Source organism: Pseudomonadaceae bacterium SI-3 (assembly GCA_004010935.1).
Classification (GTDB): Bacteria; Pseudomonadota; Gammaproteobacteria; order Pseudomonadales; family Pseudomonadaceae; genus Stutzerimonas.
In genome coordinates this window covers 4,704,063-4,729,972 of record CP026511.1, presented here as the reverse complement: position 1 = coordinate 4,729,972, position 25,910 = coordinate 4,704,063, and the positions used below count along the sequence as shown (strand labels likewise).

Genomic DNA, 25,910 nt, shown 5'->3' with positions numbered 1-25,910 from the left:
GCTTAGGAGCCTTAAGCATGAGCGTTCTAGCTCGGCTCCTCGCTGCTCTTGCGATCCCGAAGTTGGCGCTGCAACCGCAGCGATCCGGGTGGCGGCTCGTTTAGCACGGCCCAGAAAATCCCCAGATCGGAGATGGCGGCGACGAAATCTCGGAATTCGACCGGCTTGACCACGTAAGCGTTCACTCCGAGTTCATAAGCCCTGACCAGATCGGGCTCTTCACGAGAGGAGGTGAGCATCACCACTGGGATACTGCGTAGATCAGGCGTGTCGCGTACGGTCTTCAGCACCTCCAGCCCGTCGACCTTGGGCAGCTTCAGGTCCAGCAGGAGCACGGCTGGGTTGCCATCGGCGCGTTCGGCGTGATCGCCGCGGCGGAGCAGGTAATCCAGCGCATCGGCACCATCACGCATGACAATCACGTCATTGGCCAACTGGCTGCGCTCGAGCGCAACCAAGGTCAGCTCGAGATCGTGTGGATTGTCCTCTACCAGCAGAATCGGTTTGAGCATTTAGAGTCCCGTACTAAATGGGTGACGCGTAGGTAAGTCTGGGGAGCGAAAAGAAGAAGGTTGCGCCCTGGTTGACCTCGCCATTGGCCCAGACCTGACCATCATGGCGTTCGATGATTCGGCGCACGCTGGCCAGACCAATCCCGGTGCCTTCGAATTCTTCCATGCGATGCAGGCGCTGAAAGACGCCGAACAGTTTGTTGGCGTATTGCATGTTGAAGCCCACGCCGTTGTCGCGAACGTAGACGATGATCTCTTCAGCGCGCTCTTCGGCGCCGATTTCGATGATCGCGCGCTCGCGTTTGCGGCTGTACTTGATCGCGTTCGAGATCAGGTTGCGCAACGCCATGTGGATGAAAGCAGCGTCGGCGACCACGATAGGCAGGGGATGAACCTGCCATTCTATTTCGCGGCCGTCGCAGTCCGGTGCCATTTCCTGACGAATGGATTCAACCAGCGCGGAAAGATTCACATCGGACAAGCGCAGCGCGGCGCGGCCCATCTGGGAAAAGCTCAGCAAGTTGTCGACGAGGGTTCCTGCAAATCGGGCCGCATCGCCGATATTGTCCAGAAAGCGCAGGCCACGTTCGCTGAGCTTGCTGCCTTCAAGCTCACCGAGCAGCTCGGCGTACCCGGCAATATGCCGCAACGGCGCCCGCAGGTCGTGCGAAACGCTGTATGAAAACGACTCCAGTTCCTTGTTACTTTCGCGCAGCTCGCCCGCCAGCTGGGCCATTTCTTCTGCCTTGCGCAGAACGATACCGAGCACCGCGGTACGCAGCTCCAGCGCGCCCTCCAACTCTACTTGCTGCCAAGGTGAGGCATAGCCGCGTACGGTCTCCTGCCAGCTTGCGAAGCTGTGGCGTGGAGAGAGGGTGCCCTGACTGTCGATGCGTTTCTCTGGCTGACCGGCCCAATTGACCGTCTTGATCTGTTCGCGTCGGAACCAGATCAGGTAATGGGGGTGCAGTCGGGAAATGGAAATCGCCAGCAAGCCGGCGCAGTGCTCGGCCAGTTCGGGGATAGCCGGTACATCTCGGCTGACGCAGTCAGTGCTGAACACCAGCTGGTCGCGCTGCTGGGATAGCCAATGAGTGAGTCGCACCAGTAAGGCTGCCGGCGGCGTTTCGCCCACCGGTTCGGAGTGTTCGCCGGAGACGATGGCGCTACCGACCGCACCGGCGAAATCCAGTACGACCTTCGGCAGGCACTTGAAGCCTTCAATAACGCTGTCGCGGTCGGCCATTGACGAGAGCATTTCGACGATCTGCCGTCGGAGTTCGAGCTTGCGCTGCGCCAGGGTTGCTGCTTCCTTGGCTTCGATTTGCAGCGACATAATGCGCCCAAGGAGTTCGCAGGCTGTTCGGGTCTGGTAGTTGACCTGGCGAGGCCTGGCATCGTGGCAGGAGATCAGACCCCACAGGCGCCCCTGAATGACGATGGAGATCGACATCGAAGCCAGCGTGCCCATGTTGCGCATGTATTGCAGGTGAACCGGCGACACGCTGCGCAACGAGGCGAAACTCAGGTCCAGCGGCTCTCCGTCGGGGGTGAGCGTGGGTACCACCGGAGAGGGTTTGTAATTGGCGTCCTGGATCACGCGGATCAGGTTGTTGCAGTAGAGTTGGCGTGCCTGTGGCGGGATATCCGAGGCGGGAAAGCACAGGCCCAGATAATGCGGATAACCTTCGTCAGCCTGTTCTGCCAACACATGGCCGTTGCCCTGGGCGTCGAACCGATAGGCTTTGACCCGACCGAACCCGGTGATGCGCTTGACCTCATCAACGGCCAGTTGGCAGATGTATTGAAGGTCTTGCGCCTCCTGCAGCTGCACGACGAAAGTGCGCATCAAGGGGTATAGCTTGTCGTATGCCGCGCCTGGGCTGCCGGCTGATTCGAATTCGACGATCAGCTTGCCGTGGTAACGGTGCGCCATAAGAGCCAGCGGCGGATGGTTGCTTCGGCCAGGCAGGTTGAAATTGATGTCTCGCAGATGAAAGGGATTGTGGTCATCGTCAGTCAGACTGGCGAGCCCTTCGGCAAAGCCGCAGTCACCGATGAGTTCCGTCAGAGGCTGACCCAGTAGCATTTGCGCATCGACGCCAAGCCATTCACGAACGTTTTCGCTGGCCTGGGTAATCGTCAGTTTTGGCTCGCTAAGCACCAGCAGAAAGCCGTGGGGCTGAATGCTGCCGGGGATATGGATGGGCTCATCGCCGCATTGGGCAATGGCCTTGGCGAGCATGTCTTGATCTTCGATGGATGCCACAATTTCTCCTGTCGGCCCCGGTACGGGCTAATGGCGACGAGCAGGCACCAATTGCGGTTGCTACCTTATGGTCTGAGACTGCAAGACGGATTAATGATTAGCTGCGAAACCTGCCGGTGCGCCATTATTTCAAAACGGCAAATACTTTAGCGCGACTGGTACTGGCTAGCCAATGCGAGGGCTTGTATAAACGGCGCATTCTTAAGACCGTCAAAGGGGGACCGTCATGGAGGAAGTGATCGAGCAGCTGCGTGAGCTAAGCGAGCCGGTACCGGTACCGCTCGAGTTGCCGGACGATGACCGGTTGGTCGAGGTCGAGGAGGAGTTGCTAATCAACTTACCCTTTGGTCTGCGCGAGTATCTGCTCACCGTCAGCGATGTGATCTATGGGCGTCTGGAACCGGTAACTGCTGTCGATCCGCAATCGCATACCTATCTGCCCGAAGTGGCCGCGAGCGCTTGGGACGCAGGCGTGGAGCGAGATCTGCTACCTCTCTGCCAGGACGGGCCGGACTTTTATGTAGTCGATCTCGAAGGTGAGGTCATGCTGTTCGATGGCAGCGAGCATGAAATGACGGACGAAAGCTGGGAGTCGGTCTGGCACTGGGCGCGCGACGTTTGGCTGGAGAGTTGATGGACGTCTCGGCCATCACGCCCCGGCCGTGCGCCGGCAGCTGGCTGCCGCACGCATGATGACCCTCGGCAACCTGTTCGTTTTTCTCCTGTTGCTTTCCGCTGGCGCCTGGCTGTGGCACTCCCACGGCATTCGCGAAAGGGCGCTCATCGCGGTGCGGCAGCATTGTAAAAAGATGGATGTAGAACTGCTCGATGGGAACGTAGCCTTTCGCCGTCTCGCGCTGATTCGTGATGCGCGCGGTCATCGCCGCTTCGCGCGGGTCTACGGTTTCGAGTTCACGGTGACTGGCGAGCAGCGCCATCAGGGCAGCATCGTGATGTTTGGTGGACGCCAGGGCCCCATCGAAATGGAGGCGCATCCGTTTCCCGCGCGTCAGGATTCAGGGCAGATCATCCAGATGGACGAATGGCGCCGTCGAGGCGAGTAGGCGTACAGCTCATAGACGACAGGCGAGCATCGCGTCATTCAAACGTTTTTCATCCTGAGGCTCTGCGAAAATCAGCTCGAGGCGAGAATCCTTGCGCCATTCGCTGGGCCTGAAGACCAGGCTTTGGCCACCCAGTGCGTTAAGTGATTGCCAGCCCTGTGCACCCTGTATAACCAGCTTGGCACGGCGCCAGTCCAGCGATTCCAGCCATGCTGTTACCCGCTCCAAATCAAAGCGCTGGCTGGGATGCCAACGCCAGCCGATGCTCCAGCCTTCGGCATTTCCCTGGCTCTGGCAGAGCGGTTGCCGCGGGTCGAGCCAGACACTGCCAAGGGTGGCTATAGAGGAGGGCAACGCAGGCATGGTCACCGCGTGCCCAGCGCGCTGAGCGATGCCCGGCAACTCCGTGATCGGCAGCTGGCCCTGTTGCGTCCAGCAGATCGGTATCGCTGGCAGCAGCGCTTGCACTGCCCGTCGTTCGGCTTGCCCTAAATCTTCGCTCTTGTTTATCACCAGCAAGCCACAACGCTGCAGCGATTGCGTCTGGCTCACCGGGAGCTTTTCGCCACGCAGCAGCGCCGGCCCATCAATGACCGCCACGCTGGGCTGCAGCGCTAACACGTCTCGCCACGGTGGGCCTGCCAGTTGATCGAGCAGCTCGGCAGGATGGCCAAGGCCAGAGGGTTCGATGAACAAGCGGTCCGGCTTTGCTTGGCGAAGGAGTCGACCCAGACCCACCTGGAATGGCACGCCGTTCACGCAGCACAGGCATCCACCGGCGACTTCCGTCAGGCTCACGCCTGCGTCGGCGGTGCTCAGCAGCGCTGCATCGAGCCCGATCTGGCCGAACTCGTTGATCAGGATCGCCCAGCGCTCGTTGGAAGGCCGCTGCGCCAGCAGGGCGCGTATCAGGCTTGTCTTGCCAGCACCAAGTGAGCCGCTGATGAGATGTGTCGGGATATGGGAGAGCATCGCGCTATGGTGCGCATTCTGCTGAACAGAGGAAAGCGGTTTTCAGGCCTGCATGCTAGAGTCGCGGCGTCCGATCGGGAGGAACCGGTGATGCGTTCGCTGTACGTGCTGCTAATGATGGTGGGGCCTTGCGCCGAGGCGTTTGCAGAAGGCTGCATTGTTCGCAGCCAGGATGATCGGGTTGAAGTGAAGGTCTGCCAGCAGAATCAAAGCATTCCTGAAACGCTGTTCCGCACTGGATTTTGCCAGCCTGCTCTCAAAGACAAGAAGGTCGAAGTGACCTTCGTCGAGCAATGCCCAGCTGGGTCCTTCGGTATCTGCCGCAACGCTCAGGTATCCAACATGCCGTATCGCCAGGACATTCATTATTACGGCGTGGCCAGCGATGCACGTTTTCTGAAGCCCGCCTGCGAGCAGAACAGCGCCGGCGAATGGGTGACTGAATAACCACCTAGCTCTGGGCGTTGCGTTCCACGTGAAACGTCCGCGTAAGCTAGCTCTGAGGCTTCAGCGTACCGCAGTCCTCACCGAGCCACTGGCCGCGCGACTGCATCCGGCTGGTGCCCTGCTGTTCACCCACGGCGTACGTCGTCTCGATCATGTTGGCCACTTCCCGGTTGCTGATGATCTTCGTCTCGCCCTGGCCCTTCGCATCCGGGCACTCGAAACGGAATCGCCACAGGCTGTCGGTCTGCTCGAGCACTTCCTGCGTGCAGCCGGGCTCGTCCTGGAAGGGCAGCTTGCGTGATTCGACCTGAGCTTCGCTCAGGCAGAGCCGAATGCCACCGGAACCCAGCTCAACGCCTTGTTCGGCGAGCATGCTCTCCATCATCTTGCGCTGTTCGGGCGGCAGCTCTTTCATCTGCGCCAGCATTTCGGCCATGCCCGGCATTTCCATGCCGTCCACGACCAGCTTTTCACTGGTGAACTCCCATAGACCAGGCAGCAACTGCTCAGCCTGAGCGGGCAGGGAGGCGGCGGATAGTGCAGCTAGGGTGAGCCAGGCGAAGCGGATCATGGGGGATCTCCTGCAGTCAGATGTCCGATAGCCTAGTCCAGCCATCCAAAAGCCCCAACTCGCGATTGAAACACCAAAGAAGAAAACCTCGTGGTCTTTTGTTGATGAGAAGCGTTAGCATTAGCGTCCTTCGAGTGAAAGGCGGCGAAACATGGCAGCTGACGGGTTGGTCCGGCAACAACTGGTGCATCGGCTCTATGTCGACCATCAGGGCTGGCTGAACGGTTGGTTGCGGCGCCAGCTCGGCTGCAGCCAGCGGGCCGCCGACCTGGCTCAGGACACCTTCGTACGGGTGCTAAGCAAGGATCAGGGGCTGGATGCGATCCGCGAACCGCGCGCCTACCTGCACATAATCGCCCGTGGCCTGTTGATCAACCATTGGCGTCGGCGGCAGATCGAGCAGGCGTACCTGGATGCCGTCGCGCTGCAGCCGGAAGCGGTCGCGCCGTCACCGGAATCCCAGGCGCTGGTGGTCGAAACGCTGTTGCAGGTCGACGCCATGCTGGCGCGACTTCCGGAAAAGGTGCGTCGAGCGTTTCTTCTGTCGCAGCTGCATGGCCTGACCTACGCAGCCATCGCGCTGGAGGTGGGCGTGTCCGAGCGGATGGTCAAAAAGTACATGGCGCAGGCCATGCTGCACTGCCTGACCCTGATCGAGGACGACGCGTGAATCTCGATTACCAGGTACTGCAGGCAGCTGCCCAGTGGTTTGCTGTACTGCAGTCGGGCACCGTTAGCGATGACGACCGCCAAGCCTGGCGGCGCTGGCTCAGCGATCCGGAGCACGCTCGGGCGTGGCGGCGCGTCGAGCAGATCAGTGGGCGTTTCGAACCGCTCTCCCGCGATCCGTTTGGCGCCAAGGCGAGCAGCTTGATGCAGCGTCGGCAGCCGACGCGACGGCAGGCGCTGAAAACCCTGTCCGTCGTTTTCGGTGGTGGTGTTCTGGCCCTGACGGGTGGCGCCATGCCCTGGCGCAGCTGGACGGCCGATCAACGCACGGCGGTGGGCGAGGTGCGCGATTGGCAATTGCCCGAGGGTTCGCACCTGTGGCTGAACACCGACAGCGCCGTGGACGTCGCGCTCGATGATCAGGTTCGCCAACTGTCGCTTTACCGGGGCGAGCTGTTGGTGCAGGTGAGCCACGAACGGCGTCCCTTGTTGCTGCGCACCGCCGAGGGCAGCGTGAAGGCCGAAGCTGCTGCGCGGTTTTCGGTGTTGCAGCGCGACGGGCATACCCGGCTCAGCGTTTTCGATGGCGCTGTCGAGGCCCGGCCCGCCAGTGGCCGATCGCGCATGGCGCACCAAGGACAGCAGCTGGACTTCAACGACCTTCGCATCGAGCCTGAACGTCCGGTTCAATCGGGTCGGCAGGCCTGGGCGAGCGGGGTACTGCTTGCCGATAACCTTCGCCTGGATGAGTTCGTCGCCGAATTGGGGCGCTATCGGCAGGGTTACCTAGGTTGTGATCCTCGGATTGCCGGCGTGCGTGTCGTCGGTGCCTACCCACTGGCCGATACCGACCGAGTGCTGGACGTGGTTGCCAGCACGCTGTCGCTGCGCGTGAATCGCCGGTTGCCCTGGTGGGTAAGCCTGGAGCCGGCATAGCCACGCTACTGGAGCCAGAGCAAAAAATGTTTCGTTGGGTGGTTCCCTTTTCTCTTCTCTCGCTGGGCATAACCGCATCGACCCCGAATTTGCCTTCGCAGAAAGGAAGAATCATGCGCTCCAATGCCTTGCCTCCCCGCCGTTCCAACCCACTGTCTCGGGCCGTCCGTGCCGCGCTGTTCTGTTTGCCGCTGACGGCAATTGCCGCCGTTCCTGTGGCGCTGGCGCAATCGGCCGCTGAGCAAACTGCACGGCGCTATGACATCCCAGCCGGTTCCCTATCCAGCGCACTGAGCCGTTTCGCGGGCGAGGCGGGGGTGATGCTGTCCGTCGAAGGCAGCCTCGTGGACGGCCGCGACTCCAACGGTTTGCAGGGCCAGTACGGCGTGGATGAGGGCTTTCAAGCCTTGCTGCGCGGCAGCGGTTTGCAGGCGGTCCGTGACGAGCGCGGGACCTATTCCCTGATGCCGGCTCGCGAGCAAGCCGGAGCCGTGGAGCTCAAGCCCATGGTGGTCGAGGGCTTCGCGCTGGGAAACGCACTGGGTGAGATGGACGGCTACAAGGCGACGCACAGCAGCGTGGCGACCAAGACGAGCATGCCCTTGGCTGAAACGTCCCAGACCGTGTCCGTGGTCACGCGCCAGCAGATGGAGGACCAAGGCTCGCGCTCCATCGCGCAGGCGGTTCGATACACGCCAGGTCTGATGAGCACGCCCTATGGCGCGACGACCCGATACGACTACGTTGCCATGCGTGGTATCACCGACGGCTCGGTGGATAACCTCTACCTCGACGGCCAGAAGCTGCTGGGTGATAGCGGCACCTATAGCAGCCTGCAGGTCGACCCGTATTTCATCGAGCGTATCGACATTCTCAAGGGACCGTCCTCGGTGCTCTACGGACGCAGCCTACCGGGCGGGCTGGTGGCGATGACCAGCAAGAAGCCGCAATACCAGACGAGCCGGCAGATACGCCTGTCCTACGGCAGCGAGGACAACAAGCAAGCGGCTTTCGACTTCACCGGGCCGCTGGAAGACGAGCGCATTGCCTACCGCCTGGTCGGTGTCGCGAAGGATGCCGACAACCAGGTCGATGGCATCGAGGAACAGCGTTACGCCGTGATGCCCTCGCTGAGCATCGACTTCACCGAAGACACCCGGCTCACGCTGCAGGCAATGCTCCAGCGCGATCCTGAACGCGGATATCACGGGGGCCTCCCAGCCGACGGCACCGTCACCTCCCACAACGGCCAGCGCATCTCGCGCAGCTTCTTCGAGGGCGACGAGGACTACGAGCAGTTCGAGCGCGACCAGCAGATGGTCGGCTATCAGCTGGAACACCGCTTCAACGATACGGTGTCGGCGCGGCAGAACTTCCAGTACCTCGATTCCACCGTCGAGTCAGGGCAGGTCTACCAATACGGCTACGCCACCACTGACGAGTTGGTGCGCTACTACACGGGTGCCGATGAGGTATTGCACGCCTGGACGCTGGATAACCAGCTGCAGTTCCTGTTCGATACCGGTGCGCTCAGCCATACCCTGGTCACTGGGCTGGATTACCAACGGCGCAAGGCCAAGGTCAGTTACGACGCGGCAACCGGAGTGGGCACCGTCAATCCCTACACCGGCGTGGCCAACCCAGGCAGTCTTGCGTTTTATCACCAGTACGACGAGGCACGGGAGCTGCAGCAAACCGGCCTTTATGTGCAGGATCTGATCAGCCTGAACAACTGGCGTTTCTCCCTGGGCATGCGTCAGGACTGGGTGGACGTATCCTTCGATCAGACCGAATCCCAGTACGGCGACCAGTCCGATCAATCCAAACTCGAGCAATTCACCGGGCGAGTCGGAGTGCTCTATGCGTTCGACAACGGTATGTCGCCGTACGTCAGCTATTCGGAGTCCTTCAACCCCAACGCGACGGGTGCTTATAACTACAGCAACGGTGCCTACGACATCACCCTGCTTGACCCGACCGAAGGCGAGCAGGTCGAAGTCGGCCTGAAGTATCAGCCGCTGGGCACCGATGATCTCTACACGATTTCGCTGTTCGATTTGAAACAGTCCAATCTGTCCAGCAAGGACTCCAACGAGAACTTCTTCCGCTCTGTGGGCGAGATCACCTCCCGTGGCGTGGAACTCGAAGCGCGCGTGAACCCGCTGGACAACCTCAACGTCATCGCCAGCTACACCTACATGGACGTCGAGTACAGCAAGGATTACGTCGGCACCGCCGGGGTCAACAACCGCGGCAATACGCCCAACGCGGTGGCGCGCAACATGGCATCGCTATGGACTGACTACACCTTCGAGCAGGGCGCAATCGCGGGCCTGCAGATCGGTGGCGGCGTGCGCTACTTCGGCAAGAGCTGGGCGGACGCGGAGAACACGCTGCGCATCCCGTCCTACACGCTCTATGACGCCATGCTGGGCTATGACCTGTCGCGCGTTGGGCTCGACGGGCTTGGCGCGCAGCTGAACTTGAACAACCTGACCGACGAGAAATACATCGCCGCCTGCAACAGCCTCAACCAGTGCTACTACGGCGAATCCCGCAACGTCATGGTGACCCTGACCTACGACTTCTAAGCCCTGTCGTTAGCCGCTGGCCTTCATCGGCCGGCGGCTTTGTGCTTTCTGCGAGATGGACACTTTGATGCGTTCGATCCTGGTACTGCTGCACCGCTATATCGGCCTGGCCACGGCGCTGTTCCTGTTTCTGGCGGGCATCACCGGCAGTGTGCTGGCTTTCCACCACGAGCTGGACGAGTGGCTCAACCCCGAGTTCTACCACACTGCCAGCGAAGGCCCGGTGCTGGCACCTGGAGCGCTGGTCGAGCGGGTCGAGCAGGCCAACCCGCGCATGCAGGTCTGGTACATGGAGTTTCCCGATGAGCCGGGACATGCCGCGCTAATGGCCCTGGTGCCGCGCAACGATCCGCAAACCGGCAAGCCCTATGACATAAAGCCCCTGGTGCAATACCTCGATGCGGTGACCGGCGAGCTTGTCGGCACACGCTACTGGGGCGAGTGCTGCTTTTCACGCAAGAATTTCGTGCCCTTCATGCTGGAGTTTCACTACAACCTGACCTTGCCCGGCAATTGGGGCATCTGGCTGATGGGTGTCGTCGCGATCTTCTGGACCCTCGACTGTTTCGTCTCCCTGCTGCTGACCTTTCCACGTGGTAGGCCGTTTTTCGGCAAGTGGTGGACGGCCTGGAAGATCAAGCGGCAGCGGCTCAACCACGATGTGCATCGTGCTAGCGGGCTGTGGCTGTGGTTGCTGCTCACGCCGGTCGCCATCAGCAGCATTGCCATGAACCTGCCCGAACAGGTGTTCAAACCGGTGGTGTCGTTGTTTTCGCCAGTTGAGCCGAGCGTCTACGAGGCACGCGGCAGGTTGCCAGAGGCGGAGCTGGGCACCACCCAGTACGACTTCCACCGTGCTTATGACTATGCCATGCAGCACGCTGCCGACCTTGGCCTGAGCGAGCCGATTGGTGAGCTTTACTACAGCTTCGAATACAACTTCTATGGCGCTGGCTTTGGTGACCACGACAGCAACCAGGGCAACGCCTGGCTGTTCTTTCATGGCAGCGATGGCACGCAATTGCTGGGGCAGGAGATACCGGGGCAGGGCACCTTGGGTCAGCAGTTCCACATGCTGCAGCCCGCCATACACGGCGGCCGGATCCTGGGTATGCCAGGGCGCATTCTGATCGCGGTATTAGGGTTGGCAATTGCCGTGCTGTCGGTGACCGGCGTGGTGATCTGGTGGCGCAAGTTGCGCGCCAGACAGCTCGCAGCAAGCAAGCGCAGAGCGACGGTGCAGGCCATCTGATAATCGCCGTGGGCGCTGAGCCAACGTAGGGTGGATCACGCTTCACCGATCAACCAGGCGATTTATGCGTCCCAAACGCGGCAAGGGCTAGAGCTGTAGGGCGGATCACGCTCCACCGATCCGCCGGGCGATCTATGCGCCCCTAACGCGGCAAAGCGTCACCCAGAATCAGGAGGAGCCCACCGCCTGCGCGGCGCAGCTCCAGAGTTCCAGCGCGGGCTGGTCCGCTTTTGGCGGGCCAAGCCATTCGCTCAAGGCGTGACAACGCTGGTTAAAACACAATTGGTAATCCCCTGCTTCGGGGGTTCGCCCCACTCGCAAGGGTTGCAACGGCGGCATCTGGCGCTGGTAGTGCCAGGCCCCGTCACGCAGTTCGGCGTCATCCGGAATTTCCATCCCGGCACCTGAACCCTTGACCCGCGCTTCGCCGAGCAGCAGCCCGTCCGGCGTCACGCGGTAATCCTCTTCCCAACGGATCTTCTCGATCGTATGGGTCCAGGCCAGGGTGAAGTCGGCTGCGGGCACCTGCGCCCACACCACCCCGGCCAAGCCCAGACAGAGTCCGATCACGCCAGTACCGGCCCGGCCCGGCGGGCACGCACGATGTGCTGAGCCAGCAGCAGGAAGCCGATACCAAAGCCGATTTCATCGGTGATCGGCATGGCCATGATCAGCATCGCACCGGCGGCGAAGCCCAGCACCCGCTCCCACCAGGCCAGCGGCCGCTGCAGGTAGCCGATCGTGGCGATGCCCCAGAGACCAATGGCAAAGCTTGCCTTCAGCACCATGTACGCAGTCATCCACAGGCTGTCGCCCTGCATCATCAGCGACGGGTTGTAGACCGCCATGAACGGCACCACGAAGCCGGCAATGGCGATGCGCACCGCCCACATGCTGATCTTCAGCCCGGTTTCCTTGGCGATCGGCGCTGCTGCAAAGCAGGCCAGCGCGACAGGCGGTGTCAGGTCAGCCAGGATGCCGAAATAGAACACGAACATGTGCGAGACCAGCAGCGGAACGCCAAGGTCCAGCAGGGCCGGTGCGGCGATGGAACTGGTGATGATGTAATTGGGGATGGTCGGAATGCCCATGCCCAGCACCAGGCAGGTGGCCATGGTCAGCAGCAGCGACAGGAACAGATTGTCCTCACCAACCGCGAGGATGTAGCCCGCAAAGGTCGAGGCCACACCGGTCAACGACACCACACCGATGATCACGCCAACCAGCGCACAGGCGATACCCACCGGCACCGCATGGCGCGCGCCTTCCACCAGTGCATGCAGGCACACCACCAGGGTGTCGCGCCCGCCCTTGATGAACCAGCAGATCGCTACCAGTACCGCGATGACCCCGAAGATGACCCCGATGCCGAGCTGGAAGAACCCGGCACAGAGCACGCCCAGGGCGATCCAGAATGCGACGCGGATGCCGAATGACGAGACCTTGAGGATGATCGCCGAACCAAGGATGACGATGGCCGTCAGCGCCAGGCCGACCATGCCCGAGAACAGAGGCGTCCGCCCGGAAAACAGCAGGTAAACCAGCACACCCAGTGGAATCAGCAGGTACCAGCGCTGCTTGACCGCGGCCATGGCGCTCGGGCATTCATCTTTCGGCAAGCCTTTGAGGTTGGCGCGCTTGGCTTCCAGGTGCACCATCCAGAACACCGAGCCGAAGTACAGCAGGGCTGGGATCAGCGCAGCCTTGGCGACTTCAATAAAGGGCACGTTGATGGTTTCGGCCATGATGAAGGCCACGGCGCCCATCACCGGCGGCATCATCTGGCTGCCCATGGAAGACGTTGCTTCCACACCGCCGGCAAAGGCGGCTTTGTAGCCGAAGCGCTTCATCAGCGGAATGGTGAACTGGCCGGTGGTAACCACGTTGGCCACGCCGGAACCGGTGATGGTGCCCATCAGCGCGGAGGACACCACCGACACCTTGGCCGGCCCACCCAGCTTGTGGCCGAAGAGGCCCATGGCAAAGTCGGTGAACAGCTTGATCATCCCGGCCTGTTCGAGAAAAGCGCCGAAGAGGATGAACAGAAAGATATAGGTCGCCGACACGTAGGTTGGCGTGCCGTAGAGCCCTTCGGTGCCAAAGGCGAGCTGGTTGACCATCTGATCGATGCCGTAGCCACGGTGCGCGAGGTCACCAGGCAGGTACTGGCCTAGCAGGCCGTAGGCCAAGAATGTGGCGCAGATGATCGGCAAGGCGATGCCCATGACCCGGCGAGCGGCTTCGAATACCAGGGCGATCAGCAGGACGCCGACGGCGAAGTCGATGGTCGTCAGGTCGCCGGAGCGCTGGATCAGGTCAGCTTCGAAATACCACTGGTAGAACGCCGTGCCCATGCCCGCCAGGCCCAATACCCAGGCCAGCGGCTGCCAGGGGCGACCATTGCCCGCGGCTGGAAAGTACAGATAAACGACCATCAGCAGAAAGCCGACATGCCCGGCTCGCAGTACCTGGCTCGATACCGGGTGAAACGCCGCCATGACGATCTGGTAGATGGAGAACAGCAGGGCCACATAAAACAATGCTTTTGGCCAATCGGCTGCGCTACCTGCCAGGCCTTCCTCTTGTTGTAGTTCGCTCATGAATTGCCTCGAGCCGATAAAGCGTGGTCGCGTAGAGCCGCTAACAAAACCTGCCGTGATTTCACGCTGGTTTTACTAGCGCCTCTTCAGATTCGGGTTGGGCGAGCCGCAGACGTCAGGACTGACGCCCGCGGTTCAGGCTGAGCAGCACCAGGCTGCCCAGGGGCGTAATCAGAGTACGCCGGCTTCCTTGTAGTAACGCTCGGCGCCCGGATGCAGCGGGATCGGCAGCGCCTTGGTGGCGTTTTCCAGCTTGATGTCCTTGGCGGCGGAATGCGCGTTGCCCAGCTGGTCGAGGTTCTCGAACAACAGCTTGGTCATCTGGTAGGCAATGTCATCCGGCACGTCCGAATGGGTCACGAGGATGTTGGTGATGGCCACGGTCGGCACGTCGGCTTCCTGGCCGTCATAGGTACCCGCCGGGATTTTGGCCGCCTGGTAGGCGTCGTTGCCGATCTTGTCGACCACGTCTTGCGGGATTTCCACGTAGTTCAGCGGCATGGTCGAAGCCAGGTCGCGAATGGCGGCCATACCCAGGCCGGCCGACTGCAGGGTGGCATCCAGCTGGCGGTTCTTGATCAGCTCGACGGATTCGGCAAACGGAAGGTATTCCACCTTGCCCATGTCTTCGTAGCTCAGGCCGGCAGCCTTGAGGATGGCGCGGGCGTTGAGTTCGGTGCCGGATTTCGGCGCGCCGACGGAGATCGACTTGCCCTTGAGGTCGGCCAACGTCTTGATGCCGGACTCTTTGCTGGCGACGATCTGGATGTAGTTCGGGTAGCTGCCGCCGATGGCGCGCAGTTTCTTCAGGGGTGCCTTGAAGCCGGCTTCCTCGACGCCATTCCAGCCGTCAGCGACAGAATCACCAAGGGCAAAGCCCAGCTCGCCACGACCGGATTGCAGCAGATTGAGGTTTTCGACCGAAGCCTTGGTTGCCTGCACGGAGGTTTTCGCGCCGTCGATGCCTTTGCTGTACAGCTGGGAGATGCCCACCCCGATTGGGTAGTACACACCGCTGGTGCCGCCCGTGAGGATATTGATGAAGGTCGGGGCAGCCACTGCGGCGGTGCTGGCGGTGAAGGCCGCTGCGGCAGCGAGCAGGCTGAAGCGTTTGGTCAATCTCATGGTGTATCTCCGTTTCGTTGTTATTGGTTTTGCAGAACTGACGATAGACGATCAGCTACAGCGCCAGGGCTGCATGCAACGACAAGAAAAGGAGAGACGGCGTCGGACGTGCTTTCACAGAGTGAAGCAGGAGCGCTGTGCGGCTTTTCTTGTCGTTGGTCGTCGCATCGGGCAGTTAAGGCTTAGCACGAGCTGTGCCATAACGCCGAAGGCTCTGTTTCAGCGGGTAAGGGCCGCCTCATAGCCCCTGTTGGCAATATTTCGCTCATAGGTGAAGCGGCGATAGGCGGAATTCTGCCTATCGCCGCGCAAAAGCCGATGCGAACCCTGATCTGCCGTTGGCGTCGCAACAGAGGAATCCACCGCGAGCGAGACACAGCAATGGCCAGTGAAATCAGCGCGAAAGAATTCGGGATCGATATCAGTCAGGGAGAAGGCGAGCTGTTCAAATGGTTCATCGCCAGCTTCCTGTTCGGCAAGCGCATCCAGCAGGACATCGCCGCCGACGCCTATCGTGTCATCGTCGAAAAGCACAAACGCGACACGCCGAGAAAGCTAGGCAACTGCAGCTGGCAAGAGCTGGTGGACATGCTGGGGGAGGGTCACTACGTGCGCTATGACGAATCGACCGCCGAACGCCTGCTCAAGCTCAGCGACAAACTCAATAACGAATACGGCGGCAAGCTCGGCAACATTCGTGAACAAAGCAAGGACCGCAAGGAGCTGGAAAAAAGGCTGGGCGAGTTCGAAGGGATCGGGCCGAAAACGGTGGAGATTTTCATGCGCGAGGCGCAAAAGGTCTGGTCCTAGCCGCCGCTGCGACCAGCTGTGCTTGCGCTATGGATCGATCCGGCTAAAGTGGCGCCAGCCCTCCATCGAAGTCCGACCCATGCGCGCCGTTCTCATTGCGTTCAGCCTGTTCTTGCCGCTGTTGGCGTACGCCGCCCCGGCGCCGTATTACCAGTGGCAAAGCAAGGCCGACGGCACCGTGATCTGTCGACAGACCTCGCCGGGGCATGGCTGGGAGCTGCTCAATGGCCAACCTTTTCGCGACCTCAAGTGCACCATGCCGGCCGGCCGCATCGACCGGCCCAGCGCGGTGCCGGGCTTCCACCCACAGCCAGGGCGCTGATGCGTTAACGATCGATGAGTCGCAGCAGCTTGCTCACTGACTCGTGAAGATCGCCTGAGTTGTCCAGTAGAAAGAGTTCGTCCAGCGAGTCCTCGAAACGCGCATTGCGCGCCAGGCGGGCTTCGATCTGCTCCGGCGTTTCGCGGTTGCGCTTGAGCAGCCGTTGGCGCAGCACCTCGGGGCGTACGCTGAGCAACACCGCCAGCAGGTCGGGATAGCGCTGGCGCGCCTGCTCAAGATAGCCACGCGAACCGTTGACCAGCACATCCTCACCGGCGGCCAGCCACTGGTCGATCTGGATGGGTATCCCGTATGCGAGTTCGTTGGCGCGCCAGCTCATGGCAAAGGCACCGTCGCGCTCCAAACGATCGAACTCGTCATGACTGACCGCTTCGGCAGATTCGCCCACGGCTTCGGCCGAGCGCGTGATGACTCGCCGTGCGATACGTACGCCGCGCTCGGCCAGGGCTTCGCGTGCCGCATCGAGCACGCTGTCCTTGCCGGAACCGGAAGGGCCGATGAGGTAGATCAACCTGCCTTTCATCAAAATCCTCTGTTACCTTGCCATGCGTGACGCCAAGGCTGCAGCCTGCCAGATTTTCATCATGCCTTCTCGTTATGTCGCATCGGCGATGCCTGAGCCCACCATTCCATAATGTTCGACCTGACTGCCTACCTCGGCCTGTTCGGCGCGGCCTTCGCCGCCGCTACGCTGGTACCCGCTCAATCCGAGGCCGTGCTGGTCGGGCTGTTGCTGCATGGCGGCTATTCGCTGACAGGTCTGCTGGCGGTCGCCACGCTGGGCAATGTGCTGGGCTCATTGGTCAACTGGCTGTTGGGCCGATCGATCGAACGCCTGCGCAACAAACGCTGGTTCCCCGTCAGCGCGCAGCAGCTGGAACGGGCCCAGCGCCGTTATCACCGCTTCGGCCGCTGGTCGCTGCTGCTGAGCTGGGTACCCATCATCGGCGACCCGCTGACAGTAGTGGCTGGCACGCTGCGTGAACCGCTGTGGAGCTTCCTCTTGTTGGTAACCCTGGCCAAGGGCGGCCGCTACGTGCTGCTCGCCAGCGTGGCGCTCGGTTGGCTGTGAGCCCATCCAGAGCCATCGTTAACCTCAGCGTAACGAAACGCCTCTGCGCTTGATTGATGACCCTCCGGTCATCTTCCTACTGTGCGCTCCACAAGCGGAAATACTGTGGAGTCGCCATGACAACAACAATCTCCCCACCGCCGCAGTGGTCGCGTCGTCGCGCTGAAAAAGCCCGGCGTCTCGATCAGGTGCGCAACCTCGCCGATGGCGTGGTGCTGCCCAGCGAGCGGATCGTCGAGGCCCTGGAACTGCTGATCGCCCCCGGTGATCGGGTGGTGCTCGAGGGCAATAACCAGAAGCAGGCGGACTTCCTCTCCCGCTCCCTGGCCCAGGCCGACCCCGGCAAGCTGCACGACCTGCACATGATCATGCCGAGCGTTAGCCGCGCCGAGCACCTGGACCTGTTCGAACGGCAGATCGCGCGCAAGCTCGACTTCTCCTTTGCCGGTCCGCAGAGCTTGCGCATCAGCCAGCTGCTGGAAGACGGGCTGCTGGAAGTCGGCGCCATCCACACCTACATCGAGCTCTATTCGCGCCTGTTGGTGGACCTGATTCCCAATGTCGCGCTGGTCGCCGGCTTCCAGGCCGACCGTCACGGCAACATCTTCACCGGGCCCAGCACCGAAGACACCCCCGCACTGGTCGAGCCGACCGCCTTCAGCGACGGCATCGTCATCTTCCAGGTCAACGAGATCGTCGACGAGCTGCCACGCGTGGATATCCCGGCGAGCTGGGTGGATTTCGTAGTAGTCGCCGACAAGCCGTTCTACATCGAGCCGCTGTTTACCCGCGACCCGCGCCACATCAAGCCGGTGCACGTGCTGATGGCGATGATGGCGATCCGCGGCATCTATGAAAAACACAACGTGCAGTCGCTCAACCACGGCATCGGTTTCAACACCGCCGCCATCGAGCTGATCCTGCCGACCTACGGCGAGTCCCTCGGCCTGAAAGGCAAGATCTGCCGCAACTGGACGCTCAACCCGCACCCGACGCTGATCCCGGCGATCGAGACCGGCTGGGTCGAGAGCGTGCACTGCTTCGGCACCGAGCTGGGGATGGAGAACTACATTGCCCAGCGCCCGGACGTGTTCTTCACCGGGCGCGATGGCTCGATGCGCTCCAACCGCATGATGTGCCAGCTGGCCGGGCAGTACGCGGTGGACCTGTTCATCGGCGCCACCCTGCAGGTCGATGGCGATGGGCATTCCTCTACCGTCACCCGCGGCCGCCTGGCCGGTTTCGGCGGCGCGCCGAACATGGGCCACGACCCGCGCGGTCGCCGCCACCCGACTCCGGCCTGGCTGGACATGGCCATGCCCGGCGGCGAAGCCCCGGTGACCATGCTCGAGCGCGGCAAGAAGCTCGTGGTGCAAATGGTCGAGACCTTCCAGGAAGGCGGCAAACCCACCTTCGTCGAGCAGCTCGACGCGGTCGAGGTGGCGAAGAAGAGCGGGATGCCGCTGGCGCCGATCATGATCTACGGCGACGACGTCACTCACCTGCTCACCGAAGAAGGCATCGCCTACCTGTACAAGGCGCGCTCGCTGGAAGAGCGCCAGGCGATGATCGCCGCGGTGGCGGGCGTCACCAGCATCGGCCTGCGGCACAACCCGAAAGACACCGCGCGCATGCGCCGTGAAGGGCTGATCGCGCTGCCGGAAGATCTGGGCATCCGCCGCAACGACGCTACTCGCGAGCTGCTGGCGGCGAAGAGCATCGCCGAGCTGGTGGACTGGTCCGGCGGCCTCTACAACCCGCCTGCCAAGTTCAGGAGCTGGTGATGAGCGCACTCATTGCAAGACAGGCGCAGCCATCGCTGGCTGAGCGCCTGGCAGACCTGGCGGTGCAGGCGCTGATCGACGAGGCCGACCTCTCGCCCAAGCCGGGGCTGGTCGATCGACGCGACAACGGCGCGCATGACGACCTGCACCTGGGCTTGATGCATGCCTCGGCCCATGCGCTGTGGCCTACGTTCAAGGCGATGGCCGAAGCGGCGCAGCAGCTTGGCGAAGTCGGCCAGCCCTTGCGCGAAACCCTCGGCCAGCTGGGGCGGGACGGTGAAGCCGACATGCTCCGCGTCACTGGCGGCGTGAACACCCATCGCGGGGCGATCTGGGCGCTGGGGCTGCTCAGCGCGGCGGCGGCGCTGCAAATCGACGCGCCCGACGCCCGCGGCGTTGCGGCAACTGCCGCGGCACTGGCCCGCTTGAGCGACCCGGCTGCGCCGCACAACCCACACAGCCATGGCGCGCGGGTCTGCCGGACCTATGGCGTGCTCGGTGCACGGGAACAGGCCCAGCACGGCTTTCCTGCCGTCATCGAACAGGGCCTGCCACAACTGCTGGTGAGCCGCCGCGGCGGGGCAGGTGAGCAGAACGCCCGGCTCGATGCGCTGCTGGCGATCATGACCGAGCTGAGCGACACCTGCGTGCTGCACCGCGCGGGCCTCGATGGCCTGTCCCGCATGCAGCAGGGCGCTCGCGCCGTGCTGGCTGCCGGCGGTTGCGCCAGCCTCGCCGGGCGCCGCCAGCTGCGCGCACTGGAAGGCCAGATGTTGTCACTGCGTGCCTCGCCAGGCGGCGCCGCCGACCTGCTCGCCGCCACCTTATTCCTCGACCGCCTGGCGCCATTTGCGCCGGCGCCGACTGGGAGCAACTGAACATGGAAACCCTGTCTTTCGAATTCCCCGCCGGGCAGCCCGCCCGCGGCAAGGCCCTGGTCGGCGTGGTCGGCTCGGGCGATCTGGAAGTGCTGCTCGAGCCCGGCCAGGCCGGCAAGCTGGCGATCCAGGTGGTCACCTCGGTCAATGGCGCCGAGCAACGTTGGCAGCAACTGTTCGAGCGGATGTTCCGCGAGCAGAACCTGCCGGCGCTGAACATCGATATTCACGATTTTGGGGCCACGCCCGGTGTAGTGCGTCTGCGCCTGGAGCAGGGACTGGAGGAGGTCGGCCATGACTGATGTGTCCGCTAATACCGTGGCCCGTTTACTCGAGTCGCGCAGCTTCGTCGAACTCGGTGCCCGCCAGCGTGCCCGCGCACTGCTGGATGCGGGTAGCTTTCGCGAACTGCTCGATCCGTTCGCCCGTGTCACTTCACCCTGGCTGCCGAAGCAGGGCATCGTCACCCAGGCTGACGATGGCGTGGTGGTCGCCAAGGGCACCATCGACGGCCAGCCGGCGGTGATCGCCGCCATCGAAGGCGCCTTCCAGGGCGGCAGCATGGGCGAAGTCGGTGGCGCGAAGATCGCCGGCGCGCTGGAACTGGCTGCCGAAGACAACCGCAACGGCATCCCGACCCGCGCCGTGCTCTTGCTGGAAACCGGCGGCGTGCGCCTGCAGGAAGCCAACCTGGGCCTGGCCGCGATCGCCGAAATCCAGGCGGCGATCGTCGAGCTGCGCCAATACCAGCCGGTGATCGGTGTGGTCGCCGGCTCCGTCGGCTGCTTCGGCGGCATGTCCATCGCCGCCGGGCTGTGCAGTTATCTGGTCGTCACCCGTGAGGCCCGCGTCGGCCTCAACGGCCCGCAGGTGATCGAGCAGGAAGCCGGTCTCGACGAGTACGACTCCCGCGACCGCCCCTTCATCTGGAGCCTGACCGGCGGCGAGCAGCGCTATGCCAGCGGCTTGGTGGATGCCTACGTCGCTGACGACACCGACGCCATTCGCGAGCAGCTGCACGAGCTGTTTGCCCTGGGCAGACCCGTTCAACCACGTAGCCGTCGCCATGCCTGGTTTCTGCAGCGCCTGGCCGACGTTGATACCCGCACGCAGCTCGATGCTGCCGCCGTGCGTGCCCTCTACGAAGGAGATGCCCAATGAGCCGTGGACTGAACTGGTTGCAAGCCTTGGCCGGCGGTCAGGCACTGGCGGGCTACCCGGCCTCGGTAAAGGTGGTCGATGGCACCCTCGCTGACCGTACCGCCCGCTATATCGCCGTGGTGCCGGATCCCGAGAATCCCTTCCCGCGCGCGCGCAACGGCGAGGTCGGCCTGTTGGAAGGCTGGGCGCTGGGTCAGGCGCTGGACGAGGTAATCGAGGCGGACCGCGACAAGGCGGACAAGCGCGTGGTGGTCGCCATCGTCGACGTGCCGAGCCAGGCCTATGGCCGTCGCGAGGAGGCGCTGGGCATCCATCAGGCGCTGGCCGGTGCGGTGGACGGTTATGCCCGGGCGCGCCTGGCTGGGCATCCGGTGGTCTCGTTGCTGGTGGGCAAGGCGATGTCCGGAGCCTTTCTGGCCCACGGTTATCAGGCCCAGCGGATCATCGCCCTGCGCGATCCGGGCGTGATGGTGCATGCCATGGGCAAGGCCGCCGCGGCGCGTATCACCCTGCGCAGCGTCGAGGAGCTGGAAGCCCTGGCCGAATCGGTGCCGCCGATGGCCTATGACATCGACAACTACGCGACCCTCGGTTTGCTCTGGGAAACCCTCTCGGTGGACAGCATCGAGCAGCCGTCAGCCGGTGATCTGCAGCAGGTGCGTGACCGCCTACAGCAGGCCGTCGCAGACATCGGCAACAGCACTGACCTGCGCGGTCGTCTCGGCGCGCCGAACCGTGAGGCCTCGTCGCGTGTGCGCGACCTGCTGCGTGAGCAGTGGTAGGCAAAACGTAGCGGGCGCCACTCGCCAAACGAACTCAGCACTCGACAACAACAATCACGAGGAGGCTGTAGATGCATGACATGACACGCCCCCATGACCTGCTCTGGGGCATGACCCCAGCGCAGTTGCCCGCAGATGCGCCCGATTGGGCGCGTCAGGTGGTCGATGCCGGCCAGCCGGTCGTGGTCCGCCGGGCCGTGGTGGCAAGCGGTCAGATTGCGGTGGGCCTACGCGGCAGCCGCCGTGAAGAGCGCTACGCCTCGGTGATGGTGGCGAGCGCGGTGCTGAGGCGCGTGCGTCCGGAGCAGCTTGTCGAGCGGCTGCCCATTACCGAACTACCGGCGCTGTGTGCGCTGGCTGAGCTGAAGCCAGCGCTCGATGTGCTCGGTCTGTGCTGGGGTGTCACGGGTTCGGTCGGCTACCAACTGGCGACCGGGCTGCCGACGGCCCATGCCGACAGCGACCTCGATCTCTTGCTGCGCACGCCCCTGGCGCTCTCACGCCCCAGAGCGCGGGAACTCCAGCGCTTGTTAGACGAGGCGCCTTGCCGCGTCGATATGCAGCTGGAAACCCCCGCCGGTGCGATTGCCTTGCGCGAATGGGCCGGTCACTCGCCCCGAGTGTTGGTCAAGTGCGCTACCGGCGCGCGGCTTGTACGCGATCCGTGGGCCCCTGAGGAGCTGGCCGCATGAGCAGCCTGTTCGCCTTTCCTGGCCAGGGTGCGCAGAAGCCTGGCATGTTGCATCGCCTACCGCAGGAGCCGGAGGTACTGGACTGTCTGCAGCAGGCCAGCGATGTGCTTGGCGAAGATGCGCTGACGCTGGACAGCGAAGCGGCTCTGGCTTCGACCCGTTCCGTGCAGCTGTGCCTGCTGATTGCCGGTGTTGCCGGTGCTCGATTATTGATGCGGGGCGGCCAGGCGCCCGACTACGTCGCAGGTCTGTCGATCGGCGCCTACGCCGCAGCCGTGGTGGCCGGCTCGCTGGACTATCGGGACGCCGTGCGGCTGGTCGCGCTGCGCGGTGAGCTGATGCAGCAGGCCTACCCGCAAGGCTACGGCATGACGGCCATCCTCGGCCTGTCACTGACTGCAGTTGAAGGCCTGCTGGCCGAGGCCGAGGAACCTGTGTACCTGGCCAATATCAATGCCGACAACCAGCTCGTGATTGCCGGTAGCGATGCGGCCATGGCTGCGTTGGCCGTGCGCGCCAGGGCTCTTGGTGCTTCCTGCGCGCGGCGCCTGGCGATGAGCGTGCCCTCGCATTGCGCGCTTCTGGCGGAGCCGGCGCGGCAGCTTGCCGAAGCCTTTGCTGCCGTCGAGCTGCGTGCCCCGCGGATTCGCTATCTGAGCGGCTCGTCAGCACGCCCGGTATTCGATGCTGAGCGTCTGCGAGACGACCTGGCTTTCAACATGTGCCGCGTCGTCGACTGGCACGGCACCCTGCGCACCGCCTACGAACGCGGCGTGCGTTTGCATATCGAATTGCCCCCCGGCTCGGTACTGACCGGCCTGGCGCGGCGGGTTTTTGAACAAGGTACGCTGATCGCCTTTGACGGCGCCCGGTTGGACACACTGGACGCCTTGCTGCGTCAGGAGGGCAGCCAGAGCCGATAGATCGCGTGCATTCAGAGCGAGCGAGCCGTACTCGCCACTGTTCGATGGATAAAAACAACGACCTCGACAACACACGCGCATCGGAGCCGGTAGCACCGGGCCTGAGCGCAACCCAAAAGGACAATAACAATGATTATCTTCGGTGTGGCCTTCCTGGCCTTGTGCACCCTGACAGGCATCTTCGTCGGTGAACTGTTGGGCAAACTGATTGGCGTCCCTGCCAACGTCGGCGGCGTCGGTATCGCCATGGTGCTACTGATTCTGCTTGGCAGCTATCTCAAGTCGCGTGGCCTGTTCACGATGGATTCGGAGCAGGGCGTCAAGTTCTGGAGCGCCGTCTACATCCCGATCGTGGTCGCCATGGCGGCGCAGCAGAACGTGTATGGCGCCCTCAGCGGTGGCCCGATGGCCATCCTCGCCGGCGTCGCCGCGGTGGCCATCGCCTTTGCCCTGGTACCGGTGCTCGACCGGATCGGCCGAAAAAAGCTTGAAGCCGATGAAGCCAAACCACTGACCAACGAGGGCTAAGCCATGTACGAATCTCTACTCAAGGTCGTCTCCGGCTACGGTCTGATCAGCGGCTTCGCCATCATCGGCGCCACCATGTGGTTCTCCTACTGGCTGTCGGACAAACTCACCAAGGGTCGTCTGCACGGCTCGGCGGTGGCCATCCTCATCGGTCTGTTGCTGTCCTACATCGGCGGCGTGATGACCGGCGGACAGAAAGGCCTGGTTGATATCGCGCTGTTCTCCGGCATTGGCTTGCTGGGCGGCTCGATGCTGCGGGACTTCGCAATTGTCGCCACTGGCTTCGGCGTCAGCGTCGAGGAACTCAAGCGCGCCGGGATGGTGGGCGTGCTGGCATTGTTCGTCGGCGTGTTCTCGTCGTTTATTGCGGGCGTCTCGGTGGCCATGGCGTTCGGCTACACCGATGCGGTCAGTCTGACCACCATCGGCACCGGCGCAGTGACGTACATCGTCGGCCCGGTAACCGGCGCGGCGATTGGCGCCAGCTCGGAGGTGATGGCGCTGTCCATCGCGGCGGGCCTGGTCAAGGCGATTCTGGTGATGATCGCGACGCCGTTCTTCGCACCGATGATCGGTTTGAACAACCCGCGCGCGGCGGTGATCTTCGGCGGCTTGATCGGCACGTCCAGTGGCGTCGCCGGTGGACTGGCGGCGACCGACGCCAAGCTGGTGCCCTACGGTTGCCTCACCGCGGCGTTCTATACCGCACTCGGCTGCCTGCTTGGCCCGTCGCTGCTGTTCTTCATCATGCGCGGACTGCTGGGCTGATAGACGTGGAGGTGGAAAAGGCGTTGCCATTTTCCATCCTCCCGTGTTTCAGCTTGGATTCTTGAGGCTGTACATGCGGCATTCGGCCAGGAGCGCGAGCAGGTTGGGATCGCGTTCCTTGGCCTTCAGAAACACCACGCCGATGTGCTGTTGCAGGTGATACCGCGCCTGCAACGGCACCAGCTTGACCCGCGCCTCGTAGACCATCCCCACCCGACCGGGCAATAGCGCATAGCCCACCCCCGAATTGACCATGCTCATCAAGGTGAAAATGTCATTGACCTGCATCGCCACCTTGGGCTCGAAGCCTGCCTGCTGGAATACCCGATTGCCGTCCTGATGGGTGGCGAAGCCTTGTGAAAGCGTAATGAAGGTGGCGTCGCGCAGATCGCTCAAGTCGACTTCCGCCTGTTGCGCGAACGGCGAATCAGCCGGCGCGGCGAGGAAGATGTCGTCGGCAAACAGGGGCAGCTGTGCACAGTCCGGGTCATGGCTGACGCTGTCGTTGAGCGACACAAGGATCGCGTCCAGCTCCATGTTCTTCAGTTTGTAGAAAAGGTCCACGTTGGAGCCGAGGATCAGGTCGATGTTGAGTTCGCTACGGCGCAGCTTCAGCCCCATGATCAGCTGCGGCACGGTTTTCACCGTCAACGAATACAGCGCGCCGAGCTTGAACCGCTCGGCCGAGAACCCCGCCGCCTCCCGGGTCTGGCGCACCGTCTCAAGCACGTCCTGAACCAGCTTCTGCGCGCGTTCTTCCAGTACGTAGGCGCTCTCCAATGGGATCAGGTTGCGCCCCTCGTGCTTGAACAGCGGGCAGCGCAGGGCGCTCTCCAATGAGTGGATGGCGCGGTGCACGCTGACATTGCTGGTGTTCAGCTCGGCGGCCGCTTTGCTCAGATTGCCGCTGCGCATGAAGGCCAGAAACACCTCCAGCTTTTTCAGCGTGAGTTCTTCATCGATCTGCATGGCACGTGCTCAGGGGCGGGCTACCAATTATGCCGAAAGGCCGGACCTGGTCGTGTACCGCTGGCGAAGACACGGGCCGTGGTCTGGTCATTATCCTGACTCCATTTTGTGATCTGCAGCACAGACGGGCAGACATGCACATCGCAAGGGTGCAGATTGCGAATCGTGCATCTTGCAACATTTTCTGGAACT

Annotated in this window: 28 protein-coding genes; 19 read left to right on the top strand and 9 right to left on the bottom strand. The window is 62.7% G+C overall.

Annotated features, from left to right (window positions below):
- Nucleotides 1-26: 26 nt before the first annotated feature.
- Together C1896_21920 and C1896_21915 are read right to left on the bottom strand one after the other, a co-directional pair.
- Nucleotides 27-512: a two-component system response regulator gene (locus tag C1896_21920; protein AZZ47360.1), complete on the bottom strand. Its 486-nt coding sequence runs from the start codon at nucleotides 510-512 to the stop codon at nucleotides 27-29.
- 13 nt (nucleotides 513-525) lie between these two features.
- Nucleotides 526-2,781 (bottom strand): ATPase, encoded by a 2,256-nt coding sequence (locus tag C1896_21915; protein ID AZZ47359.1) that lies wholly within the window; start codon nucleotides 2,779-2,781, stop codon nucleotides 526-528.
- A 226-nt stretch (nucleotides 2,782-3,007) separates the two neighbouring features.
- Here C1896_21915 and C1896_21910 point away from each other — a divergent pair, with 226 nt between their 5' ends.
- Nucleotides 3,008-3,415 carry an SMI1/KNR4 family protein gene (locus C1896_21910; protein ID AZZ47358.1) on the top strand — a complete coding sequence of 136 codons (408 nt, stop codon included), beginning with the start codon at nucleotides 3,008-3,010 and terminating at the stop codon, nucleotides 3,413-3,415.
- Between the two features lie 55 nt (nucleotides 3,416-3,470).
- On the top strand, nucleotides 3,471-3,845 hold the full coding sequence (locus tag C1896_21905) for a DUF3301 domain-containing protein (protein AZZ47775.1): 375 nt from the start codon (nucleotides 3,471-3,473) through the stop codon (nucleotides 3,843-3,845).
- A gap of 9 nt (nucleotides 3,846-3,854) precedes the next feature.
- Here C1896_21905 and C1896_21900 read toward each other — a convergent pair whose 3' ends face one another.
- Nucleotides 3,855-4,817, bottom strand: coding sequence for a cobalamin biosynthesis protein CobW (locus C1896_21900; protein ID AZZ47357.1), 963 nt, complete (start codon nucleotides 4,815-4,817; stop codon nucleotides 3,855-3,857).
- Nucleotides 4,818-4,907: 90 nt separating this feature from the next.
- On the opposite strand from C1896_21900, the gene C1896_21895 reads away from it, so the two are divergent.
- Complete coding sequence (locus tag C1896_21895; GenBank protein ID AZZ47356.1) at nucleotides 4,908-5,264, top strand: NADH:ubiquinone oxidoreductase; 357 nt, start codon at nucleotides 4,908-4,910, stop codon at nucleotides 5,262-5,264.
- A gap of 46 nt (nucleotides 5,265-5,310) precedes the next feature.
- Here the strand turns inward: C1896_21895 and C1896_21890 are convergent, their stop codons facing one another.
- Nucleotides 5,311-5,880, bottom strand: a complete 570-nt coding sequence (locus C1896_21890; protein AZZ47355.1) for a DUF3617 domain-containing protein — start codon at nucleotides 5,878-5,880, stop codon at nucleotides 5,311-5,313.
- 106 nt (nucleotides 5,881-5,986) lie between these two features.
- Here C1896_21890 and C1896_21885 point away from each other — a divergent pair, with 106 nt between their 5' ends.
- The 4 genes from C1896_21885 (at nucleotide 5,987) to C1896_21870 (ending at nucleotide 11,283) form a co-directional block, all read left to right on the top strand.
- Nucleotides 5,987-6,505, top strand: coding sequence for an RNA polymerase subunit sigma (locus C1896_21885; protein AZZ47354.1), 519 nt, complete (start codon nucleotides 5,987-5,989; stop codon nucleotides 6,503-6,505).
- The gene (locus C1896_21880; protein ID AZZ47353.1) at nucleotides 6,502-7,440 is read left to right on the top strand and encodes a hypothetical protein; all 939 of its coding nucleotides are present in this window, start codon (nucleotides 6,502-6,504) and stop codon (nucleotides 7,438-7,440) included. Before C1896_21885 ends, C1896_21880 begins: the two co-directional genes overlap by 4 nt.
- A 113-nt stretch (nucleotides 7,441-7,553) precedes the next feature.
- Nucleotides 7,554-10,031 (top strand): TonB-dependent siderophore receptor, encoded by a 2,478-nt coding sequence (locus C1896_21875; GenBank protein ID AZZ47352.1) that lies wholly within the window; start codon nucleotides 7,554-7,556, stop codon nucleotides 10,029-10,031.
- Between the two features lie 67 nt (nucleotides 10,032-10,098).
- Complete coding sequence (locus C1896_21870) at nucleotides 10,099-11,283, top strand: PepSY domain-containing protein (GenBank protein ID AZZ47351.1); 1,185 nt, start codon at nucleotides 10,099-10,101, stop codon at nucleotides 11,281-11,283.
- Between the two features lie 168 nt (nucleotides 11,284-11,451).
- Here C1896_21870 and C1896_21865 read toward each other — a convergent pair whose 3' ends face one another.
- The 3 genes from C1896_21865 to C1896_21855 all read right to left on the bottom strand — a co-directional run bounded on the left by C1896_21865 (nucleotide 11,452) and on the right by C1896_21855 (nucleotide 15,008).
- Nucleotides 11,452-11,853, bottom strand: coding sequence for a DUF1850 domain-containing protein (locus C1896_21865; GenBank protein AZZ47350.1), 402 nt, complete (start codon nucleotides 11,851-11,853; stop codon nucleotides 11,452-11,454).
- A complete protein-coding gene (locus tag C1896_21860) occupies nucleotides 11,850-13,883 on the bottom strand; it encodes a C4-dicarboxylate ABC transporter (GenBank protein AZZ47349.1) in 2,034 nt (677 codons plus the stop codon). Before C1896_21860 ends, C1896_21865 begins: the two co-directional genes overlap by 4 nt.
- 171 nt (nucleotides 13,884-14,054) lie before the next feature.
- Complete coding sequence (locus C1896_21855) at nucleotides 14,055-15,008, bottom strand: C4-dicarboxylate ABC transporter (protein AZZ47348.1); 954 nt, start codon at nucleotides 15,006-15,008, stop codon at nucleotides 14,055-14,057.
- Between the two features lie 381 nt (nucleotides 15,009-15,389).
- Between C1896_21855 and C1896_21850 the strand changes: the two genes are divergently transcribed.
- Nucleotides 15,390-15,818 carry a DNA methylase gene (locus C1896_21850; GenBank protein AZZ47347.1) on the top strand — a complete coding sequence of 143 codons (429 nt, stop codon included), beginning with the start codon at nucleotides 15,390-15,392 and terminating at the stop codon, nucleotides 15,816-15,818.
- A 79-nt stretch (nucleotides 15,819-15,897) separates the two neighbouring features.
- A complete protein-coding gene (locus tag C1896_21845; protein AZZ47346.1) occupies nucleotides 15,898-16,140 on the top strand; it encodes a hypothetical protein in 243 nt (80 codons plus the stop codon).
- Between the two features lie 4 nt (nucleotides 16,141-16,144).
- Here C1896_21845 and C1896_21840 read toward each other — a convergent pair whose 3' ends face one another.
- Nucleotides 16,145-16,684, bottom strand: coding sequence for a phosphonate metabolism protein/1,5-bisphosphokinase (PRPP-forming) PhnN (locus C1896_21840; protein ID AZZ47345.1), 540 nt, complete (start codon nucleotides 16,682-16,684; stop codon nucleotides 16,145-16,147).
- 111 nt (nucleotides 16,685-16,795) lie between these two features.
- Between C1896_21840 and C1896_21835 the strand changes: the two genes are divergently transcribed.
- The 10 genes from C1896_21835 to madM all read left to right on the top strand — a co-directional run bounded on the left by C1896_21835 (nucleotide 16,796) and on the right by madM (nucleotide 24,749).
- Entirely contained in the window at nucleotides 16,796-17,233 is a 438-nt protein-coding gene (locus C1896_21835) for a hypothetical protein (protein ID AZZ47344.1), read from the top strand.
- Nucleotides 17,234-17,349: 116 nt separating this feature from the next.
- A complete protein-coding gene (gene mdcA / locus C1896_21830) occupies nucleotides 17,350-19,017 on the top strand; it encodes a malonate decarboxylase subunit alpha (protein ID AZZ47343.1) in 1,668 nt (555 codons plus the stop codon).
- Complete coding sequence (locus C1896_21825) at nucleotides 19,017-19,895, top strand: triphosphoribosyl-dephospho-CoA synthase MdcB (protein ID AZZ47342.1); 879 nt, start codon at nucleotides 19,017-19,019, stop codon at nucleotides 19,893-19,895. Before mdcA ends, C1896_21825 begins: the two co-directional genes overlap by 1 nt.
- Before the next feature lie 2 nt (nucleotides 19,896-19,897).
- Nucleotides 19,898-20,197, top strand: a complete 300-nt coding sequence (mdcC, locus tag C1896_21820) for a malonate decarboxylase acyl carrier protein (protein ID AZZ47341.1) — start codon at nucleotides 19,898-19,900, stop codon at nucleotides 20,195-20,197.
- Entirely contained in the window at nucleotides 20,190-21,056 is an 867-nt protein-coding gene (locus tag C1896_21815; protein ID AZZ47340.1) for a biotin-independent malonate decarboxylase subunit beta, read from the top strand. The genes mdcC and C1896_21815 overlap by 8 nt, the downstream gene beginning before the upstream one ends.
- A complete protein-coding gene (mdcE, locus tag C1896_21810; GenBank protein AZZ47339.1) occupies nucleotides 21,053-21,838 on the top strand; it encodes a biotin-independent malonate decarboxylase subunit gamma in 786 nt (261 codons plus the stop codon). The genes C1896_21815 and mdcE overlap by 4 nt, the downstream gene beginning before the upstream one ends.
- 71 nt (nucleotides 21,839-21,909) lie before the next feature.
- Entirely contained in the window at nucleotides 21,910-22,530 is a 621-nt protein-coding gene (locus C1896_21805; protein AZZ47338.1) for a phosphoribosyl-dephospho-CoA transferase, read from the top strand.
- Nucleotides 22,527-23,453 carry a malonate decarboxylase subunit epsilon gene (gene mdcH / locus C1896_21800; protein AZZ47337.1) on the top strand — a complete coding sequence of 309 codons (927 nt, stop codon included), beginning with the start codon at nucleotides 22,527-22,529 and terminating at the stop codon, nucleotides 23,451-23,453. The genes C1896_21805 and mdcH overlap by 4 nt, the downstream gene beginning before the upstream one ends.
- 129 nt (nucleotides 23,454-23,582) lie before the next feature.
- Entirely contained in the window at nucleotides 23,583-23,981 is a 399-nt protein-coding gene (gene madL, locus C1896_21795; GenBank protein AZZ47336.1) for a malonate transporter subunit MadL, read from the top strand.
- 3 nt (nucleotides 23,982-23,984) lie between these two features.
- Nucleotides 23,985-24,749, top strand: coding sequence for a malonate transporter subunit MadM (madM, locus tag C1896_21790; GenBank protein AZZ47335.1), 765 nt, complete (start codon nucleotides 23,985-23,987; stop codon nucleotides 24,747-24,749).
- Between the two features lie 48 nt (nucleotides 24,750-24,797).
- Here the strand turns inward: madM and C1896_21785 are convergent, their stop codons facing one another.
- Nucleotides 24,798-25,718 (bottom strand): LysR family transcriptional regulator, encoded by a 921-nt coding sequence (locus C1896_21785; protein AZZ47334.1) that lies wholly within the window; start codon nucleotides 25,716-25,718, stop codon nucleotides 24,798-24,800.
- Nucleotides 25,719-25,910: the final 192 nt, after the last annotated feature.